General features: G+C 45.9%; 18 protein-coding genes. 10 read left to right on the top strand and 8 right to left on the bottom strand.

The genetic code is table 11. The annotated features are described in order from the left end of the window. Positions 1 to 26: 26 nt before the first annotated feature. From V7051_RS02650 to arfB, 4 genes are all read right to left on the bottom strand, one after another. Entirely contained in the window at positions 27 to 1,571 is a 1,545-nt protein-coding gene (locus V7051_RS02650) for a 2-isopropylmalate synthase (RefSeq protein WP_333873231.1), read from the bottom strand. Positions 1,572 to 1,872: 301 nt separating this feature from the next. After that, on the bottom strand, positions 1,873 to 2,613 hold the full coding sequence (gene pssA / locus V7051_RS02645) for a CDP-diacylglycerol--serine O-phosphatidyltransferase (protein ID WP_333873232.1): 741 nt from the start codon (positions 2,611 to 2,613) through the stop codon (positions 1,873 to 1,875). A 202-nt stretch (positions 2,614 to 2,815) separates the two neighbouring features. Beyond that, positions 2,816 to 3,337 carry a hypothetical protein gene (locus tag V7051_RS02640; protein WP_333873233.1) on the bottom strand — a complete coding sequence of 174 codons (522 nt, stop codon included), beginning with the start codon at positions 3,335 to 3,337 and terminating at the stop codon, positions 2,816 to 2,818. A 186-nt stretch (positions 3,338 to 3,523) separates the two neighbouring features. After that, the gene (arfB, locus tag V7051_RS02635) at positions 3,524 to 3,940 is read right to left on the bottom strand and encodes an alternative ribosome rescue aminoacyl-tRNA hydrolase ArfB (RefSeq protein ID WP_333873234.1); all 417 of its coding nucleotides are present in this window, start codon (positions 3,938 to 3,940) and stop codon (positions 3,524 to 3,526) included. A gap of 323 nt (positions 3,941 to 4,263) precedes the next feature. Between arfB and V7051_RS02630 the strand changes: the two genes are divergently transcribed. The 4 genes from V7051_RS02630 (at position 4,264) to dtd (ending at position 7,736) form a co-directional block, all read left to right on the top strand. After that, a complete protein-coding gene (locus V7051_RS02630; protein ID WP_333873235.1) occupies positions 4,264 to 5,268 on the top strand; it encodes a class 1 fructose-bisphosphatase in 1,005 nt (334 codons plus the stop codon). 248 nt (positions 5,269 to 5,516) lie between these two features. Next, on the top strand, positions 5,517 to 6,746 hold the full coding sequence (locus tag V7051_RS02625) for a pyrophosphate--fructose-6-phosphate 1-phosphotransferase (RefSeq protein WP_333873236.1): 1,230 nt from the start codon (positions 5,517 to 5,519) through the stop codon (positions 6,744 to 6,746). Between the two features lie 123 nt (positions 6,747 to 6,869). Next, entirely contained in the window at positions 6,870 to 7,271 is a 402-nt protein-coding gene (locus tag V7051_RS02620; protein ID WP_333873237.1) for a gamma-glutamylcyclotransferase family protein, read from the top strand. A 24-nt stretch (positions 7,272 to 7,295) separates the two neighbouring features. Then, on the top strand, positions 7,296 to 7,736 hold the full coding sequence (gene dtd / locus V7051_RS02615) for a D-aminoacyl-tRNA deacylase (protein WP_333873238.1): 441 nt from the start codon (positions 7,296 to 7,298) through the stop codon (positions 7,734 to 7,736). 11 nt (positions 7,737 to 7,747) lie between these two features. Here dtd and V7051_RS02610 read toward each other — a convergent pair whose 3' ends face one another. Further along, a complete protein-coding gene (locus V7051_RS02610; protein ID WP_333873239.1) occupies positions 7,748 to 7,888 on the bottom strand; it encodes a hypothetical protein in 141 nt (46 codons plus the stop codon). 138 nt (positions 7,889 to 8,026) lie between these two features. On the opposite strand from V7051_RS02610, the gene trhP reads away from it, so the two are divergent. The 5 genes from trhP to V7051_RS02585 all read left to right on the top strand — a co-directional run bounded on the left by trhP (position 8,027) and on the right by V7051_RS02585 (position 11,878). Then, positions 8,027 to 9,367 carry a prephenate-dependent tRNA uridine(34) hydroxylase TrhP gene (gene trhP / locus V7051_RS02605; RefSeq protein ID WP_333873376.1) on the top strand — a complete coding sequence of 447 codons (1,341 nt, stop codon included), beginning with the start codon at positions 8,027 to 8,029 and terminating at the stop codon, positions 9,365 to 9,367. A gap of 57 nt (positions 9,368 to 9,424) precedes the next feature. Continuing rightward, the gene (gene rraA / locus V7051_RS02600) at positions 9,425 to 9,910 is read left to right on the top strand and encodes a ribonuclease E activity regulator RraA (RefSeq protein ID WP_333873240.1); all 486 of its coding nucleotides are present in this window, start codon (positions 9,425 to 9,427) and stop codon (positions 9,908 to 9,910) included. A 36-nt stretch (positions 9,911 to 9,946) separates the two neighbouring features. Then, the gene (gene ispH / locus V7051_RS02595; protein ID WP_333873241.1) at positions 9,947 to 10,894 is read left to right on the top strand and encodes a 4-hydroxy-3-methylbut-2-enyl diphosphate reductase; all 948 of its coding nucleotides are present in this window, start codon (positions 9,947 to 9,949) and stop codon (positions 10,892 to 10,894) included. A gap of 231 nt (positions 10,895 to 11,125) precedes the next feature. Further along, on the top strand, positions 11,126 to 11,485 hold the full coding sequence (locus tag V7051_RS02590) for a rhodanese-like domain-containing protein (protein WP_333873242.1): 360 nt from the start codon (positions 11,126 to 11,128) through the stop codon (positions 11,483 to 11,485). Continuing rightward, complete coding sequence (locus V7051_RS02585; protein WP_333873243.1) at positions 11,486 to 11,878, top strand: RNA-binding S4 domain-containing protein; 393 nt, start codon at positions 11,486 to 11,488, stop codon at positions 11,876 to 11,878. 21 nt (positions 11,879 to 11,899) lie between these two features. Here V7051_RS02585 and V7051_RS02580 read toward each other — a convergent pair whose 3' ends face one another. Genes V7051_RS02580 through V7051_RS02570 form a run of 3 tightly spaced genes read right to left on the bottom strand, consistent with a single transcriptional unit; the run spans position 11,900 to position 12,829 of the window. Next, on the bottom strand, positions 11,900 to 12,226 hold the full coding sequence (locus V7051_RS02580; RefSeq protein WP_333873244.1) for a TusE/DsrC/DsvC family sulfur relay protein: 327 nt from the start codon (positions 12,224 to 12,226) through the stop codon (positions 11,900 to 11,902). Then, entirely contained in the window at positions 12,217 to 12,507 is a 291-nt protein-coding gene (tusB, locus tag V7051_RS02575) for a sulfurtransferase complex subunit TusB (RefSeq protein WP_333873245.1), read from the bottom strand. The genes V7051_RS02580 and tusB overlap by 10 nt, the downstream gene beginning before the upstream one ends. 1 nt (position 12,508) lies before the next feature. Continuing rightward, complete coding sequence (locus tag V7051_RS02570) at positions 12,509 to 12,829, bottom strand: DMT family transporter (RefSeq protein WP_333873246.1); 321 nt, start codon at positions 12,827 to 12,829, stop codon at positions 12,509 to 12,511. A 277-nt stretch (positions 12,830 to 13,106) separates the two neighbouring features. On the opposite strand from V7051_RS02570, the gene V7051_RS02565 reads away from it, so the two are divergent. Next, positions 13,107 to 13,829, top strand: a complete 723-nt coding sequence (locus V7051_RS02565; RefSeq protein WP_333873247.1) for a flagellar brake protein — start codon at positions 13,107 to 13,109, stop codon at positions 13,827 to 13,829. Positions 13,830 to 13,871 lie beyond the last annotated feature (42 nt).

Here is a 13,871-nt window from a genome sequence, read left to right as displayed (position 1 = left end):
ACGATGAATTTCGCCTTGCACCTCAATCAAACATCCCCTTTCTGAGGATGCTGGCGTTGGTCAGGGCTTTGCAGTTTATTCACGGCATTGATATAGGCTTTGGCTGAAGCGATAACAATATCGGTATCAGCGCCCAAGCCGTTGACAATCCGGCCCGCTTTTTCAAGACGGATAGTGACTTCGCCTTGGGCATCAGTGCCGTTGGTGATGCTGTTAACCGAATAAAGCTCCAGCGTTGCGTTGGTTTGGACCAGCTTTTCAATGGCCTTTAAACTGGCGTCCACAGCGCCGCCGCCATCCGCATTACCGGTGACTTCTTTATTGTCCACTCGCAGTGTAACGGTTGCGTTGGGTATTTCACCGGTTTCCGAGCACACTTTCAGGGCTATCAGTTTGACATGCTCATCTTCCGCCTCAAAACCGGCTTCCGAAATCAATGTTTGCAAATCTTCATCAAAGATTTCGTGTTTTTTGTCGGCTAACTGTTTGAAGCGGGAAAAAGCCTCGTTCAACTCTTCTTCTGAACCGAACTCAAAACCCAATTCGGTGATACGGCTTTTAAACGCATTCCGGCCTGAATGTTTGCCCAGCACCATGCGGTTAGCTGTCCAGCCGACATCTTCAGCGCGCATGATTTCGTAAGTTTCGCGGCTTTTCAATACGCCGTCCTGATGGATGCCCGCTTCATGTGCAAAAGCATTGGCACCGACGATGGCCTTGTTGGGCTGCACAGGAAAACCGGTGATTGACGATACCAGTTTTGAGCATGTCAAAATTTCTCGGGTATCTATACCGGTTTGGCAGGTGAATACATCCTTACGAGTACGTACCGCCATGACCACTTCTTCCAGCGATGCGTTACCGGCGCGTTCGCCCAAGCCGTTAATCGTACACTCAACCTGGCGCGCACCGTTCATGACCGCGGACAACGAATTGGCAACCGCAAGTCCCAAATCATTATGGCAATGCACGGAAAAAATCGCCTTGTCCGAATTGGGGATACGGCGGATCAGGTTGGCGATGGTTGCGCCGAATTGATCGGGAACGCTGTAACCGACAGTGTCCGGAATATTCAGCGTGGTGGCTCCTGCGTCGATAACCGCTTCAAGAATCCGGCACAAAAAGTCTTCTTCCGAACGCCCGGCATCTTCCGGCGAAAATTCGACATTATCGGTATATTGCCGGGCGCGTTTAACCGCTTTGACCGCGTATTCAATGACCTGTTCCGGCTGCATCTGTAATTTCATTTGCATATGGATCGGCGAGGTGGCGATAAAAGTATGAATCCGGGACTGTTTGGCGCCTTTTAGCGCCTCGCCTGCACGGTCTATATCTTTGTCCAGCGCTCTGGCCAGTCCGCACACCACGCTGTCTTTTATCACATTGGCAACCGCTTGGACGGCTTCAAAATCGCCGGGACTGGCCGCGGGAAAACCGGCCTCGATTACATCGACCTTTAAGCGTTCCAAGGCCTTGGCAATTCGGATTTTTTCATCGCGCGTCATTGATGCGCCGGGACTTTGCTCGCCATCGCGCAAAGTAGTATCGAATATTATTAACTTGTCTTTCATAAAAACTCCATTCTCGGCAATTGCTCCTTGCATCGCCTAAAGCGCCTTTTTGGGCGCGCCTCCATGCAAGTCGATAAAGGGTTTCAACTGTTACGTTGATACACGGATATAGGGGGTTAAATCATTAATATAGAAAAAGATATGTGCCCGTCAGGGCAGGAATCTTAAAGGCAGGCATAGCCACGCGCGCAAGCCTGTTTCGGCAAGCATTGCGCCGGAAAGAGGGTTTTGAAATGCATGGTTGATTTGAGTAAACATGGTCGTGACTATACGCCAATGGCTGTGCCGCCTCAAGCAGATTTTACGCTTTACGCCCCTGCAACCTGCGCTTACGCATAACCAGAGTAATAACCGGGCCTGAAATGGCGTAACCTAAAAACAGCAAGAACAACATCGTTTGCGGCTGCGCCATCACGAAAGCGATAGCCAGCATCGCGGCAATCGCGACAATAAAAGGCACTTTGCCTTTTAAGTCGATTTTTTTGAAGCTCCAATAGCGGAAATTACTCACCATCAGCAAGCCGGTGCTGACTGTTAAGACAAGTGCAAAATATTTGAATAGCTCAATGTCGTATTTATACTCCAGGCAAATCCAGATAAATCCGGCAAGGATCGCTGCGGCGGCAGGGCTGGGAAGACCCTGGAAATAATTCTTATCGGCCGTTGCCAGCTGGGTATTAAAGCGCGCGAGTCGTAATGCGCCGCCCGCCGTATGGACAAATGCAGCAAACAAACCCAATCTACCCATGCTGGAAAATGCCCATAAATACATGACTAAAGCGGGTGCCGCGCCAAATGAAACCATGTCAGAAAGGCTGTCGTACTGAGCGCCGAATTCGCTCTGCGTATTGGTCAGCCTAGCCACGCGGCCATCCAGTCCGTCCAGTATCATCGCTACAAAAATGGCCACAACAGCGGTTTCATAACGTCCGCCCATCGCCGAAGTAATCGCGTAGAAGCCTGAAAAAAGCGCTCCGGTGGTAAATAAATTAGGTAACAAATAAATTCCACGACGACGAGTTAAGCGTTTTTCTGGAAGCATATTTTAATCAATCCTTTAGGTTTAGGAGGTCAGCAAAAAACATTGCGCCGAATTATACAATGAGCCCGCAAAGTGCACCTAGCTTAATCAAAACCAGATTTAATCAAAATGGTGGGACTGGTTAAATCTCGACAAATTCAGTGCGAGCGGTTTTAAAAATCGAACGGCTTGTTATTTAAGTAGATATTGATTTTGGTAGGGTTTATTTTTGTTGAGTTAACCGTCGTTTAGAGACTATAGTCTCCAAGTCATTAAAATCTTCAAAAACAATCGCCGGTTCAATATTCATAAAAATGTTTTGGTTAAATTCACTGACACAAATAGCGTTTAAAGTCACTTCTTCATACAGCCAATAATAAAAATCGCTCTCGAAAACGCTGTATCTGTCTGTGTATTTACATTGTATCCATTGATTATCCAATGACCCGATTGCATGAAGGGCTTTGTCAGGTTGAGTTGCGCCAAAATATGCAATAACTTTATTCTCCAAACTCAGTTGAAATCGATCGAATTGTATTTTTCCGTCTGCCAGCTGCGTATATTTTAAGCGCCCGCCCTGAACATCATCCCCATGCCGATCTATTACACATTGCTTATTGAAATTATAAAAAGCCAGCGGAAAAATGATGGGGTATCTATCGGGGATATTAGCGCGTTCCAGAATATGGGCTGCTGTCCTTTGGCTTTTATCCCATTGTTTGATGACTATTTGTAAAACCAGCATCGCTTTTTTCTCTGAGTGTCTTCGTCTAAAATTGCCATGGAATGTGTGGAAGCCGTTCATGCTTCGACAAGCTCAGCACGAACGGCTTCCACATGCTCGTCTAATTCTGTGAACATTACAGACCCTACTCATTCTTCGACTGGGAACGGGGTTTGGAATGCTCAACTGCGGTTTCTAAGATTGAGGTTAATCGACATTAATATTCCCTCTCAAAGCTTTGATCCGGCCTTGTTTGGCTTTGCTATCCAAGCGCCTTAGCTTCGATCCTTTGGTCGGCTTAGTGGCTTTGCGTTTTTTGTGAATGATAGCCACGCTTTGAATTAATGCCTGTAGCCGATTTAAAGCATCTTCCCTGTTTTTTTCCTGGGTGCGGTATTGCTGGGCTTTGATAATAATCACGCCTTCTTTTGAAACGCGCTGGTCATTTAAAGCCAACAGTTTTTCTTTGTAAAACTCGGGTAATGAGGACGCGCTAATATCGAATCGCAAATGAACGGCGGTTGATACTTTATTGACATTCTGGCCGCCGGCTCCCTGCGCACGAATCGCATGAATTTCAATTTCATTGTCCGGAATGCTGACCTGATTGGATATTTGCAACATTGATATCAAGCTCTTTTGTTGGGAGACGCTAAACGATAAAGCTAATTTGTTGATTATACGTTATTTACTTTTTTGGCTTAGCCTGTCGTTGTGCTGCGGCTGTGGCGGCATAACCTAATAGCTGAGCTTGTTTCGAATGAGGAATACAAGCGCGATAACATCTATATTAGCGGCATCAATACCGCTCTTTATGATTTACAATATGTTTTGGCTTGTAAGCTATGCGCAAACAGCCTTCTGCTGCGGAACCAGTGTACACAGAAGCTGTATGTATTTATTGGAAGTATTTTTAAAAAGACAACATACCATCGGAGCGATAAAGAATGACCAAACATGTTACTTTGACCCAGTTTATTATTGAGCAGCAGCGCGAGCTGCCGGGCGTTTCGGGAGCGTTTACTTCATTACTGAACGATGTGGTTACAGCATGTAAGAAAATCTCGCATCTTGTTAATCGAGGCAATTTAATTGGTGTGCTGGGCAGTGCCGACTCCGAGAATGTACAAGGGGAGGTGCAGAAGAAGCTGGACATTATTACCAATGACATTATGGTCGATGCGCTGAACTGGACCGGTCATTTGGCCGGTATGGCATCGGAAGAAATCGACGGCATCATCAGTATTCCGTCTCAGTATCCAAAAGGCAAATATCTGGCTTTGTTCGATCCGTTGGACGGTTCTTCAAATATCGACGTCAACTTGGCGGTAGGTACTATCTTCTCGATTCTGCGTTGCTGCGAAGGCGTTGAGCCGGCTTTGGAAGATTTTTTGCGGAAAGGCTCGGAACAGGTTTGTGCGGGTTTTGTGCTTTACGGCCCGTCAACGATGATGGTTCTAACAACCGGGCATGGCGTTAACGGTTTTACGCTGGATCAGGATATAGGCGAGTTTATCCTGACTCACCCGAACATGAAGATTCCGAATGACACCAATGAATTTGCAATCAACATGTCGAATCAGCGTTTCTGGGAGCCGCCGGTACGCCGTTATATTGATGAATGCTTACTGGGCACCGAAGGTCCGCGTGAAAAAGACTTTAATATGCGTTGGGTCGCGTCGATGGTGGCGGAAGTCTACCGGATATTGACGCGCGGCGGGGTTTTTATGTATCCGTATGATTTGCGCGACCCGTCAAGAGCAGGAAAGCTGCGCATTATGTACGAGGCCAATCCGATGGCTTTTATTATCGAGCAAGCGGGTGGTGCCTGTTCCACAGGGCGCGAGCGTATCCTTGATATTAAACCCAAAGGTCTGCACCAGCGGGTTCCGGTCATTTTAGGATCGAAAAACGAGGTTGAGCGGATTGTCCAGTATCATTTGGAAGGCTGATTTTAAATAGGCAAAAGGCTTAAGGCCAAAGATTAAAAATGGTGTGTTACGCACTTTTGCCGTTGCCGCTTAGAATTACACAGCAAGCTTCGTACTTCCGGTAGCCGCGGTTTTTGGAGTCCAAAACTTGCTTTGGCCTTTGCACTGATTCCATGCCGTAGCGCATCAGAACGATGAGAAAGACTAAAAAAGAGCTTCCCTTATATGATAAAATTTTGCTTTTTTAATTTCACCCTTTGAGTTTCTCCATGAACAAACCTAAAAAAGTCGCGATTCTCACGGCGGGCGGCTTGGCCCCTTGCCTAAACTCAGCTATCGGCAGTCTTATCGAGCGTTACACTGAAATCGATCCTTCGATTGAAATCATTTGTTACCGTAGCGGTTATAAAGGCCTGTTGTTGGGCGATTTTTATACCGTCACTCCAGCAATCCGCGAAAAAGCGGGTCTTTTGCATCGTTTTGGCGGTTCGGTGATCGGCAACAGCCGCGTCAAGCTGACTAACGTTAAAGACTGCATTAAGCGCGGACTGGTTCAGGAAGGCCAGGATCCGCAAAAAGTTGCTGCCGACCAGCTGGTTAAAGACGGCGTGGATATTCTGCATACGATCGGCGGTGACGATACCAATACCGCTGCGGCTGATCTTGCCGCGTTCCTCGCGAAAAACGATTATGGTCTGACTGTTATCGGCTTGCCTAAAACCGTCGATAACGACGTGTTTCCAATCAAACAATCGTTGGGCGCCTGGACGGCTGCCGAACAGGGCGCGCGTTACTTCTGGAACGTTGTTGCCGAAAACAATTCCAACCCGCGCATGCTGATTGTTCATGAAGTGATGGGACGCAGCTGCGGCTGGCTGACTGCGGCGACCGCTCTGGAATACCGCAAGCTGCTGGATCGCGCCGAATGGCTGCCTGAGCTGGGTTTGGATCGCGCCACTTATGAAGTGCATGGCGTTTTTATTCCTGAAATGACAATCGATCTTGCAGCCGAAGCGGCTCGTCTGCGGGCGGTAATGGATAAAGTGGATTGCGTTAATATCTTTGTATCGGAAGGGGCGGGCGTTGAGTCCATCGTCGCGGAAATGCAAGCCAAGGGACAGGATGTGCCGCGCGATGCGTTCGGTCATGTCAAGCTGGACGCGGTTAATCCCGGTAAATGGTTCGGTGACCAGTTTGCAGAAATGATTGGCGCTGAAAAAACGTTGGTGCAAAAATCAGGCTACTTTGCCCGTGCTTCTGCGGCTAATGTCGAAGACATTCGTCTGATCAAGTCTTGTGCCGATCTGGCCGTTGAATGCGCTTTCCGTCGTGAATCAGGCGTTATCGGACATGATGACGATCAAAACTTTGTGCTGCGTGCGATTGAGTTTCCTCGCATCAAAGGTGGCAAACCTTTTGACCTGGATACCGCCTGGTTTAATCAAACTTTGGCTGACATCGGCCAAACCAAAGGCACCAAGGTTGAGGTTGGGCATTAAAACTAGATTGTAGCGTTCCCACGCTCCGGCGTGAGAACGCAGTTAGTGATACTCCAGCGTCACGGTTGGCAACGCTGGAGTATCTAAGATGTCTTTCCATATCCGTTTTTTAAACGACGCATCATGAACTCCGACGAATATATTTTTGTTTACGGAACACTCAGGCGTGATACGAATAGCGAGATGCATCATCTGTTGGCGAAACACGCCGAATTTGTAAATGATGCAAGCTACTGCGGCAAACTTTATCAAATCGATTGCTATCCCGGTGCAGTTCCTTCCGATGATCCCAAAGATGCAGTGCGGGGTGAGGTCTATCTGCTTCATCAAGCCGATGTTGTGCTGCCTCTACTTGATCAGTATGAAGAATGCGGACTCGCGTTTCCTGAACCCAACGAATATAGTCGTCAGAAACAATCAGTGTCGCTTAAAGACGGACGTCTCGTTACGGCATGGGTTTATGTCTACAACTATCCCACGGAAGGCTTGGAATTGATTCTGGAATACATTCCTACGCATCCTTAAAAATCGCCAGGTTGTAATACCTATATGATCACCATTATCCAACGCGTAACTACTGCTAAAGTCACCGTCAATAATCAGGACATCGGAAAAATCGATACCGGCATCATGGCACTGGTTGCGGTGGAAAAAGCGGACACCGAAAAAGATGCCCAGCGTTTGCTGGAACGTATCCTCAACTATCGAATTTTTGCCGATAGCGATGACCGTATGAACCTGAGTTTAAGAGATATTAACGGTGGGTTGTTGCTGGTGCCGCAATTTACGCTGGCGGCCGATACCGAAAAAGGCAACCGGCCCAGTTTTATTTCTGCGGCACCGCCTGAAAAAGGCAAGGAGCTGTTCGATTATCTGCAATGGTTGGCAAAGCAAACTTACGCTCATGTTGAGTTCGGCCGGTTTGGCGCCGACATGCAGGTTTCTCTGGTCAATAACGGACCGGTTACTTTTACACTACGGACTCACTAATACTATTCTCGCTACCAATCATCGTCTTCATCTTTTTCATAAGGTTGCGCTTTTACGTTATCGGGAACTTTCGGACTATTGACTGACCGTAACAGAATTAACGCGCCACCCAAAACAAACAGCAGTGCGACTATAAACACTATTATCCACATTAGAACCTCCCATTTTTGGCTTGCATAGCGGGTTACGATAGAATACTTCTACATAGATCATTTATATACTTCAACATGACTAATATGTCTGGAACAAATTTGCATTTACCCGAAGGGCGTCAGGCAGGACAGCCTGACGTGAAACAAGTCGAATTACTTTCTCCTGCCGGAACCCTTAAGAACATGCGCTATGCGTTTGCATATGGCGCGGATGCCGTTTATGCAGGACTGCCGCGTTATAGCCTGCGCGTGCGCAACAATGATTTTCTGGCCGATAATTTGGCCAAGGGCATAGATGAGGCGCACCAATTGGGCAAAAAGTTTTTCCTCGCAACTAATGTGATTCCGCATAACGCCAAGGTTAAAACTTTTATTAAAGATATTACCCCTATTATTGCAATGCAGCCGGACGCGTTGATTATGGCCGATCCGGGCTTGATTATGATGACGCGGGAAGCCTGGCCGGACATGCCGATACATTTATCGGTGCAGGCCAATACGGTTAATTATGCGTCGGTCAATTTCTGGAAAAGCATGGGTGTTGAGCGGGTCATTTTGTCCCGCGAGCTATCGTTGGATGAAGTTGAAGAAATTCGCCAGCTTTGTCCCGATACGGAGCTTGAAGTGTTTGTTCACGGCGCGTTATGTATCGCATATTCCGGGCGCTGTTTGTTATCCGGCTACTTCAATCACCGCGATCCTAATCAGGGAACTTGCACCAATTCCTGCCGCTGGAAATACGACACGCTGCCCGCCGAAGAAAATGCAGAGGGCGATTATCTGCCTGTTGGCGAAGTATTGTCGATGTCCGACATCAGCAACGCCAGTTGCGGTGGTGCGGAACGGCATCCGTTGGCCGACAAGGTGTATTTTCTGGAAGAAGAAGGACGCAAAGGCGAGCTGTTGCCGGTCATGGAAGATGAAAACGGTACTTACATCATGAATTCAAAAGATTTAAGGGCCATCGAGCATGTGCAGCGCCTAGTCGAAATCGGCGTAGACAGCCTTAAAATCGAAGGCCGCACCAAGTCGCATTATTATGTGGCGCGTACCGCGCAGACCTATCGCCAAGCAATTGACGATGCGCTGGCGGGACGTGCATTTCAGCCTGAGTTAATCGGTGTTTTGGACAATCTTGCCAATCGGGGCTACACCGACGGTTTTTACCAGCGCCACCATACCCACGAACATCAAAACTATATAACCGGCTATTCCAAAAGCCATCAGCAACAATTTTGCGGTGAAATCAGGAGTTATGACCAAACGACCGGCCTTGCAACCGTTGATGTCAAAAATAAGTTTTCGGTCGGGGACAAGTTGGAATTGATACTGCCTGAAGGCAACCAGAATATTATCGTCGAACGCATGGAAGGTATGTATGGCCAAGATATGGAAGAAGCATCGGGCGGCGGTTATGAAGTTAAAATACCGCTACCGGAAATTTGCGCTGATAAGGGCTTGTTGGCCCGGTATTTTTAGAATGGGTGACCAATCGGTTACTATTTATTCGCACTTTAAATCTGTGAGGTTTCAATCATGACATTTACCACCGCCGATCTTTGCGATGCCCATTCAGAAGAAGACCACTTCCAGATTGCCGAACCGCTGCTCAAACCTTATGGCGGTCACACCAGCTTTTGCGGCCAAATCACTACAATAAAAGTTTTTGAGGACAACGTTTTGGTCAGGGCAGTATTGGAAGAGAATGTTGAAAACAGGGTTTTAGTGGTCGATGGCGGCGGTTCCCATCGTTGCGCTTTGTTGGGTGCCGATCTGGCAAGGCTTGCGATTGCCAATGGCTGGCAAGGCATTGTTATTCATGGCTGCATCCGCGATTCTGCAATTATTGATCAGCTCCCTATCGGGATACGTGCTTTGCATACGCATCCCTTAAAAAGCCATAAAAAAGACCATGGAGACCGAGATTTATTGATCACTTTTGCCGGCGTCAATTTCAAACAAAATCATTTTTTATATGCTGATGCAGACGGAATTATCGTATCAGAAACAATGTTGAGTTAAAATAACTTCAAATTAACCTAGTAAAGAAGTCAAGATATGCAAATTGTACTCGCTAACCCCCGTGGATTCTGTGCCGGTGTAGACCGGGCCATCGAAATTGTCGATCAAGCCATCCAGGCTTTCGGCGCGCCTATCTATGTTCGTCACGAAGTTGTCCATAACCGTACGGTTGTTGACGGACTTAAAGAAAAAGGCGCTATTTTTATTGAGGATTTAACGGATGTGCCGGTCGGTTCTTATTTGATTTTCAGTGCTCATGGCGTTTCAAAACAAGTGCAGCAGGAAGCTAAAGAGCGTAATTTAACGGTTTTTGACGCGACCTGTCCGCTGGTAACCAAGGTTCATTTGCAGGTTGCCAAGCATGCCAAAGAAGATCGTGAAGTTATTCTCATTGGCCACGCCGGACACCCCGAAGTTGAAGGTACCATGGGGCAATATGAAAGAGGCACGGATAATGGCGGCATCTATCTGGTGGAAACCCCGGAAGATGTTAAAAAGCTGGCGGTAAAAAATCCCGACAATTTGGCCTATGTTACCCAAACCACCTTGTCAATGACGGACACCAAAATCATGGTCGATGCCTTAAGGGCGCGCTTTAAAGCCATACAGGAACAGAAAAAAGACGATATCTGCTACGCTACGCAAAACCGTCAGGATGCGGTTCATGAGCTGTCTAAAACGGCCGATCTTATTCTCGTTGTCGGCTCACCTAACAGTTCCAATTCAAACCGGTTGCGTGAAATTGCCGAGCAACTTGGTAAACAGGCTTATCTGATTGATACCGCTCAAGATATGCAGCAGAACTGGTTCGATGGCGTTGCTGTGGTCGGCGTTACTGCAGGAGCTTCCGCACCGGAAGTCCTGGTCCAGGAAGTTATCAATCAGTTAAAGCAATGGGGTGGGCAATCGGCTATTGAGATTCAAGGCATAGAAGAAAAAGTAGTATTTTCATTGCCTAGAGAGTTAAAAAAACACATTAACTAATATTTTCCGCTATGGAGTGGCCGCTTTTAGTGGTCACCCCGAGTTTTCTTATACTCTTGTTCATCTGCCGATGTCCTGATTAAAATAAAGACAAAGGCTGTTGGTTTTATCTAAAATAGACATGGCTGTAGAATCAGCCATCAACGTCAATAATAGCGAGCCTGAATAAAGTTCTAAATAAATGGGCTCTTGGTTATTGCTAACATTCATTTATTTTCGTTAAAGATAATTATGACACTTACCGCAATGGATCTTGTTGCTCAAGCCAAACAAAATATTGTTGAAATTGATATTAATGCAGCAAAAAACGCCTTAGAAACAAGCCTTATCCTGGACGTACGGGAATCTGCCGAATATACCGCAGGCCACTTGCCGGGAGCATTCAGCATACCTCGCGGCGTATTGGAATTTAAGATAGGCTCGCACCCCGACTTTCAGGATAAGCAAGATGCCCACATCATCGTTTATTGCCAATCCGGCGGTCGTTCGGCTTTGGCCGTAGAGGTATTAAATAAAATGGGATTCAAAAGTGCGGTTAGCATGGCCGGCGGGTTTAAGGCATGGGCTGAAAGTGGCAATGAAGTAGTCTGAATGGCTGCACTGGAAGTTATCCGTTTGGATAAATGGTTATGGGCTGCACGTTTTTTTAAAACGCGTAAATTAGCAGGGGAGGCTATTTCCGGAGGGAAGGTTCATGTTAACGACCAGCGTGTTAAACCCGGAAAAGAAGTCAAAATCGGTGCCGCTCTCTCTATCAGCAAAGATAATTATCGGTGGGAAATTACGATTATTGCCATTAACGGCCAGCGGCGCTCGGCTAAAGAAGCCGTTTTACTCTATCAGGAAAGTGCTGAAAGTCTTGCCAAACGTGAAAAGCAAATCATTCAAAACCGTGAGCAGCGGCAATTATTTGATTTTAGCGGCAAGGATCATAAGCCGAATAAAAAAGAAAGGCGGTTGATTCACCAATTTAAACAAGGTTAGGGTATAAGCTTTGCGATGCTACTATAAGCAGGTCGGTGGTTTAGGCAAGCCCGCCAATTTGCATGCATATTTTAAAGGGCCTTCGGGAAATAATTTATGCAAATAACGACTGTTACCCTTTGCCTCTCCCAATTCCTTGGCAATGGCTTTAGTAAAAACCCTCGCGTTGGGCAAATGTTTAAATTGCAGATAATAACGTCGAATGAACAAAATAATTTCCCAGTGATCATCGCTCAACTTTATATTGTTTGAAGCGGCCAGTTGCTGCGCGATATTTTCATTCCAGTCTGCGGAGTTTATCAAAAAACCCTGTTCAGTTGTCCTCAGGTCAGGATTCATCACGTCCATGATTGAATGATCCGGCTCTTAACCGTTAATTCCACCAGTCCGGCATAATCTATGATTTCCAATCCTTTAGCCAGTTCATTGGGAGCAATTCCTCGTACTGTAATGTCATCTGATAATACACAAAGACGATTGCTACCGAGCAGTCGCGTTAACGTACCGCTTATAACGCTATTTTGTAATATCGACAGAACCGCGTTTTCAAGAAACACTACAACATCGCCTGAATCAATACGCTCTAAAATGGCAGTTTCAATCGGTGACTGAAAAATAAGATGTAACACGTTAAGCACTATCGGTTAATTTAAGACCGATAATTCCAGCAATTACCAGAGTAATGGACAGCAAGCGATACCAGTCGGCAGATTCTTTAAATAAAATGATACCTAACACAGCTACACCGACTGCGCCCATGCCCGTCCAGACGGCATATGCAGTCCCCAGCGGCAGAGTTTTAATTGCCAGCATCAACAAATAAAAACTTACTCCACCGGATAGCATTGTTATGATGCTGGGCCATAGCTTGGTAAAGCCTTGATTGTATTTAAGACTTAAAGCGAATACTATTTCTGCAAATCCCGCAGAAAATAAAAGAAACCACGCCACGAACACCCCTTTTCTTTGTGCTTAGATACCAAATATTCTACAATATATTAAACTTAGCGGCATTTAAAAACATTTTAGATGAGCCTTCATGGGTAAATCCACGAAAGATCAAAGAATAAGTCGCAAATTCATCCGATGGCATCCGTATCTGAACAAGGCCATTCAGCATATATGTGCAGTGGATTTAGTAAGAGGGTTTACGATGTAGTGAGTTTTTGAGTAATACGTATGCTTCGCATTTAATGCAAAACAATAGATAACTAACTAATACATATTAATGAGCGACATATCTTCTTTTTCAATCCAAAACCCAAAGCAAATAATCAATCATTTATCTTTATTAGTTAAGAATAAATGTTTGCTCAGCGCTCGTTTTGGAACAAATAATGAGTCCTATATCACCACGTTACTCGAGATCAATGAAGGGAATAATTCGGTGATTTTAGATTACGGGCCGAAAGAAGATTTGAATCAACGTATCCTTAATGCCGGTAGGGTCACATTCGATACTGATTATAATGGTATCAAAGTTTCTTTCACGGGCTCCGGGCTGAAAAAAATCACTCATAAAAGGGATGCTGCATTTAGTATGTCGATTCCTAAATCGCTTTACTGGATGCAACGTAGAGAATACTACAGGGTAAAATCGCCGCTTTCAAAACCCAGTTATTGCCAATTAATTGTAGAAGGCCGGGAACCAGTTAACCTTAAGTTATACGACATTAGTCTTACAGGTTTTGCCATGCTGAATGTTTCCAAAGAAGTTTCCGATATACTAATTCCCGGCACATCATTTTCCCAGAGTAAACTTATACTTTCAGACGCAGGTGAGGGCATGGTTTCCTTTGAGATTTGTGCCAAGTACATAATTAACCCTGATAAACCCCAAAAAATTCAAAAAATAGGCTGTAAGTTCATCAAGCTAGCACGTCCGGTTGAAGAAATTATTCAACGTTATATGCATCAGATCCAGCGGGAAGACCTACATAAAAACGAGTAATTGATTTAAATTAAAGAGCAAAAAAAGCATAGGATAAAATTA

It is taken from the genome of Methylobacter sp. (assembly GCF_036845245.1).
Taxonomy (GTDB): domain Bacteria; phylum Pseudomonadota; class Gammaproteobacteria; order Methylococcales; family Methylomonadaceae; genus Methylobacter_A.
This window is presented reverse-complemented; position numbering and strand designations above follow the sequence as displayed.